General features: G+C 48.7%; 7 tRNA genes and 1 rRNA gene. All 8 read left to right on the top strand.

Annotated features, from left to right (window positions below):
* The first annotated feature begins 132 nt into the window (after positions 1-132).
* The 8 genes from rrf to FZF09_RS22575 all read left to right on the top strand — a co-directional run bounded on the left by rrf (position 133) and on the right by FZF09_RS22575 (position 934).
* Positions 133-249, top strand: a 5S ribosomal RNA gene (rrf, locus tag FZF09_RS22540).
* Between the two features lie 7 nt (positions 250-256).
* Positions 257-332 (top strand) — tRNA-Val (locus tag FZF09_RS22545).
* A gap of 8 nt (positions 333-340) precedes the next feature.
* Positions 341-416, top strand: a tRNA-Thr gene (locus tag FZF09_RS22550).
* Positions 417-468: 52 nt separating this feature from the next.
* Positions 469-544: transfer RNA gene (locus FZF09_RS22555), tRNA-Lys, on the top strand.
* Between the two features lie 10 nt (positions 545-554).
* Positions 555-629, top strand: a tRNA-Gly gene (locus tag FZF09_RS22560).
* Between the two features lie 7 nt (positions 630-636).
* A tRNA-Arg gene (locus tag FZF09_RS22565) sits at positions 637-713 on the top strand.
* A gap of 58 nt (positions 714-771) precedes the next feature.
* Positions 772-848, top strand: a tRNA-Pro gene (locus FZF09_RS22570).
* A 10-nt stretch (positions 849-858) separates the two neighbouring features.
* Positions 859-934: transfer RNA gene (locus FZF09_RS22575), tRNA-Ala, on the top strand.
* The last annotated feature ends 104 nt before the right edge of the window (positions 935-1,038 follow it).

Genomic DNA, 1,038 nt, shown 5'->3' on the forward strand with positions numbered 1-1,038 from the left:
TATCCTATACAAAGGGAAGCGCCTCGCAGGCTCAAACATTCGTTATGCAGTTTTGAGGGAGCAATCCCTAATAAGAAAAGGATCGTGAGATGTTGTCTCCATGAGACAATGATCAAACGACTCCATCTAGAGCCTGGTGACGATAGCGAAGAGGTTCCACCCGTTCCCATGCCGAACACGGAAGTTAAGCTCTTCAGCGCCGATGATAATGAAGGGGCAACCCTTTGTGAAAGTAGGACGCTGCCAGGCGTACAGAGGAGGGTTAGCTCAGCTGGGAGAGCACCTGCCTTACAAGCAGGGGGTCGGCGGTTCGACCCCGTCACCCTCCACCATAATATATGCCGGTCTAGCTCAATTGGTAGAGCAACTGACTTGTAATCAGTAGGTTGGGGGTTCAAGTCCTCTGGCCGGCACCATTTTGTCTTTTTTTGTTTTAAAGAGATTTTTAAGACAAACTTAACTTTTTAGGAGCCATTAGCTCAGTTGGTAGAGCATCTGACTTTTAATCAGAGGGTCGGAGGTTCGAATCCTCCATGGCTCACCATTTCAATCATGCGGAAGTAGTTCAGTGGTAGAACACCACCTTGCCAAGGTGGGGGTCGCGGGTTCGAATCCCGTCTTCCGCTCCATTTTTATGCGCCCGTAGCTCAATTGGATAGAGCGTCTGACTACGGATCAGAAGGTTAGGGGTTCGACTCCTCTCGGGCGCGCCATATTTAATATTATAAATAGGATGCACTCGACGTATTGTATCCATAAATAGATGCAATACGGGAAGTAGCTCAGCTTGGCAGAGCACTTGGTTTGGGACCAAGGGGTCGCAGGTTCGAATCCTGTCTTCCCGACCACTTACTTCACGGGGCCTTAGCTCAGCTGGGAGAGCGCCTGCCTTGCACGCAGGAGGTCAGCGGTTCGATCCCGCTAGGCTCCACCAAAAAAAATTATAAAAAGTTGTTGACATCGTTTTGGCAACTTGTTATGATATTACTTGTCGCTTTGAAAGACAGCGCCAAGTTGTCCTTTGAAAATTGAATGAAA

The organism is Alteribacillus sp. YIM 98480 (assembly GCF_009765375.1).
Taxonomy (GTDB): Bacteria; Bacillota; Bacilli; order Bacillales; family Marinococcaceae; genus Alteribacillus.